Origin of the sequence: Streptomyces sp. NPDC051180 (assembly GCF_040689545.1) — a bacterium.
In the GTDB taxonomy this organism is placed as follows: domain Bacteria; phylum Actinomycetota; class Actinomycetes; order Streptomycetales; family Streptomycetaceae; genus Streptomyces.
This window is the reverse complement of the sequence record NZ_JBFBBC010000039.1, coordinates 1-2,910: the sequence shown is the minus strand read 5'-3', so window position 1 is coordinate 2,910 and position 2,910 is coordinate 1. Positions and strand designations below refer to the sequence as shown.

The window sequence follows — 2,910 nt, the reverse complement described above, 5'->3', positions numbered from 1 at the left end:
CAGATCCGTACGCAGAACCAACGTGTTGACGAAGAAGCCCACGAGATCGTCGAGAGCCTGATCCGTCCGTCCCGCGACCGGCGAACCGATCGGGATGTCCGTCCCGCCGCCGCACCGTGCGAGCACGGTGGCGACCGCGGCCTGGGCGACCATGAACAGGGTGGTTCCGGTCTCGCGCGCCAGCCCGGTCAGGGCAGCGTGCGTCCGAGCGGGGGCGGTCACCTTGTGGGTGGCCCCGCGATAGGAGGCGACGGCCGGCCGCGGTCGGTCCGCGGGAAGGGTCGCCTCCTCCGGCAGCTCGGCCAACTGCTCGCGCCAGAAGGCGAGTTGACGCTCCTCATCGATGGCGAGGAGACTCCGCTGCCACAGGGTGTAGTCGGCGTACTGGACCGGGAGCGGCGCCCACGAGGGGGCTGCTCCCTCGCTGCGGGCCGTGTACGCCGCAGCGAGGTCCCGCAGGAGCGGGCCGTTCGACCAGCCGTCGGAGGCGATGTGGTGCATCACCACCAGGAGCACGTGCTCCTCGGGGGACAGCTCCAGCAGATCCGCGCGGATGGGCAGATCGGTGGAGAGGTCGAACGTGGTGCCGGACAGTCCGGCCAGCACCTGGGGCAGGGACTCCTCCGTCACCGGGGTCACCGGGAGCGTGAGGTCGGTCGCCGCGAGAGGTCGGACCGCCTGATGAGGCAGGCCGCCCTCGGAGGGGAAGGAGGTCCGGAGGGATTCGTGGCGTACGACGACGTCGCCGAGCGCGAGGCGCAGCGCCTCCGCGTCGAGGGCGCCGGTGAGGCGTACGGCCAGCGGGATGTTGTAGGTCGGTGAGGGTCCCTCCAACTGGTCGAGGAACCACAGGCGCTGCTGGGCCGAGGAGAGCGGGAGACGCTCGGGACGCTCGCCGGCCGTCAGCGCGGGGCGCTCCTCCTCGCCGGCGCTCACCGCGATCAGTTCCGCGAGCCGGGCCACGGTCGGGTGCTGGAAGACCTCCCGCACTCCGAGCCGCACGCCGAAGGCGTCACGGATCTTGGAGGTGAGCTTGGTGGCGCGGAGGGAGTGTCCGCCGCGGTGGAAGAAGTTGTCGTCCGGGCCGACGGATTCCAGCCCGAGCGTGTCGGCGAAGAGGCCGCAGAGGATCTCCTCGGCCGGGTTGCGCGGGGCGCGGCCGCCTTCGGACGGGACGCCGTCGTCGGGTGCGGGCAGGGCGCGCCGGTCGAGCTTGCCGTTGACCGTGCGCGGCAGCTCGTCCAGGACGACGAAGGCCGAGGGAACCAGGTGTTCGGGCAGCCGCGCGGCGACGTGCCGGCGCAGCTCCTCCGGGGTCGCCTCCGCGACCGCGTAGGCGACGAGGCGCTTGTCGCCGGGCCGGTCCTCCCGGACGACGGCGGCGGCCTGGACCACCGCGTCGTGTGCCATCAGCGCGGCCTCGATCTCGCCGGGTTCGATGCGGAAGCCGCGCAGCTTGATCTGCTCGTCGCCGCGTCCGAGGTACTCCAGCGCGCCCTGCTTGTTCCAGCGGGCCAGGTCGCCCGTGCGGTACATCCGGGAGCCCGCGGGGCCGTGCGGGTTGGCGACGAACCGGTCGGCGGTCAGGGCCTGCTGGCCGATGTAGCCGTGCGCGAGGCCGTGACCGGCCACGTACAGCTCACCCGGCACACCGGGGGCCACGAGCTCCAGGTCGGCGTCGAGCACGTAGGCGTGCTTGCCGGAGAGCGGACCGCCGACCGGGATGCTCGCGGCGCCGGCGGCGATGCCGGGCTCGATGACGAAGGCGGTGGTGAAGCCCATGCTCTCGGCCGGGCCGTACCCGTTGAGCAGGTGCAGCTGGGGGTGGTCCGTGAGGGCGCGGGTGACGTGTGCGGGCGAGGCGGCCTCGCCGGCCGTCATGGCCTCGCGGATCTCCCGGAAGACGGCCGGGTACTCGTCGAGCATGTGGTTGAAGAGACTGGCGGACATCTGGAGCGTGGTGACCCGGTGCTGCTCGACCAACTCGGCGATGAGGTTCGGGTCGGTGTGCTGACCGGGCTGGAGGACGCAGACACCGCCGTGCAGCAGCGGGCCGAACACTTCGAGGGCGAAGGCGTCCCAGGAGACCGGGGAGCACTGCAGGAACGTCTGCTGCGGGCCGAAGGCCAGGTAGTCCGGTCCCACGAAGGTCGCGGCGAGCGCCCGGTGCGACGCCATCACGCCCTTCGGCAGACCCGTCGAGCCCGAGGTGAACATCACGCAGGCCACCGACTCCGGTGAACCGCCGGTCTCCACCGGGGTCCCGGGGAGGCCGCTGATCTCGGCGACGTCGGCCGTCAGGTCGACCACGACCGCTTCGGTGCGGAGTTCGGCGAGGTGGGTCTGGGTCAGGAGCGCCGCGGGCGCCACCTGTCCCAGGACGCCGTTGAGCCGCTCCACCGGGAACAGCGGGTCCAGCATCGTGTAGCCGGCGCCCGCCTTCAGCACCGCGAGCAGGGAGGCCACCATGTGCGGCGACCGCTCGACGTGCACCGCCACCAGATCGCCGGGACGCACGCCCCGGCCGGTCAGGTGACGCGCCAGACGGTTGGACCAGACGTCCAGTTCGCCGTACGAGATCACCTGGTCCTCGAAGACCAGCGCGGGCGCCTCGGGCGACCGCGCCGCCTGGCCGGCGAACAGGCCGTCCAGACCGAGGCGGGGTGCCTCGGTGGCGGCTCCGGCCCACTGCGCCAGGCTGTGGGTCTCCTCGTCGGTGAGGAGGGCCAGCCGGGAGACCGGCTGGTCGGGGTCGGCGACGGCGGCGGTCAGGAGGCGGACGAGCCGCTCGGCGACGGCCTGGGCCGTGGAGCGCTCGTAGAGGTCGGTGGCGTACTCGACGGTGATGTCGAGTCCGTCGGGGCTGCCGTCCGCGGTCCGCCGCTCGCCGAAGGCGAACGTCAGGTCGAA

Annotated in this window: 1 protein-coding gene; it reads right to left on the bottom strand. The window is 72.6% G+C overall.

Annotated elements, in window-relative coordinates; translation table 11 throughout:
• A partial coding sequence (locus tag AB0424_RS30930) for an amino acid adenylation domain-containing protein (protein ID WP_366310238.1) occupies positions 1-2,910 on the bottom strand: 2,910 nt, incomplete at both ends.